General features: G+C 52.9%; 2 protein-coding genes. One reads left to right on the plus strand and one right to left on the minus strand.

From position 1 onward, the window contains the following. Positions 1-124: 124 nt before the first annotated feature. Positions 125-832: an START domain-containing protein gene (locus A3730_RS22665; RefSeq protein WP_082872499.1), complete on the plus strand. Its 708-nt coding sequence runs from the start codon at positions 125-127 to the stop codon at positions 830-832. Between the two features lie 88 nt (positions 833-920). Here A3730_RS22665 and A3730_RS32800 read toward each other — a convergent pair. Further along, the coding region (locus A3730_RS32800) for a hypothetical protein (protein ID WP_063539010.1) at positions 921-1,131 on the minus strand (211 nt) is incomplete at its 5' end.

A 1,131-nucleotide genomic window follows, 5' to 3' on the forward strand; every position in this document is an offset into this window, starting at 1 on the left:
TGTCATAATGACGTCGCGTTATAGGCCCAAATCAATTCCAAGAATAGCGAACAAGGACTCTTCGCCCCCTATGGACAGGCTTCGACCTTTTTGCCTCAGTTGGCTTCTGCTTGCACTTTCTGCATTGTTCTCTGCCTTTTCCCCGGCATGGTCTGCACCGGTATCCAGTGATATTGACCCCGATTGGACACTGGTCAGTGACCGCAATGACATCCAGGTGTACATGAAACACCGGGACGAATCCCGTTTGAAAACGTTTCGTGGCATCACCCGCTTCACCCTGAACGACGAATATTCTCTGGTCGCCCTGCTGAACGATTATCCTTCGTTCCCCAAGTGGCTTCACTTTGTCGATAGCGCAGAAGAATTCGGTCGCACCAGCCCCCTGGACCGGCAGCTGCGCTTTACCACCCAATTGCCCTGGCCACTGGCCGACCGGGAAGCGGTGCTGCGGGCCAAAGTGACACAGACCCTGAATACCGAGCCGGAATCGGTGATGATCACGCTGATTAACCAGCCCGATGCCTTGCCCCCCAACAATAATTACATCCGCTTCCCGGAAATGACCGGGCTGCTGGGCTTCACCCGGCTGGGCAACCACGAAGTGGAAATGACCTATGAACTGATCCTGGATCCAGGCGGCTACATCCCCGCCTGGATTGCCAATATTCTGCTCCGCGATGCGCCTTATTTCACACTTGAGCGCCTTCGCCGCATCGTCAACAAGCCGGAGTACCAGAACCATTATTACGACTACATTGATCTGCATGGCCCCGGCCGCCCGCAAGATGCCAGCCCGCAAGCCGCTCCATCACCTGCTCCCGCCCCGTAAAGGGGCACCATCAAAACGTAACAAAGTGCTTATCTACCTGTCATTTTCGGCCAGCCCTCCGCTACTATAGGCTTTCACCCAAACACAATCACACGCACACACTCAGATGACAACGCTGTTTTTCCATCCAACAAAATAAAAAAATAAAGTACCAAAAAAAGTGACCACCACTGCAAAAAAAAAAGAAACCTGCCACCTGATCAATAAAAAACTCACAAAAAAAAAGGTCGCCAAACTCAGCGCCATTCCCTGGGCAAAGCTCTGCCTGCTTTATAGCGGCGTGCGCGTCGATGTGCATG

The sequence above is a fragment of the Alcanivorax sp. HI0044 genome, from assembly GCF_001634945.1.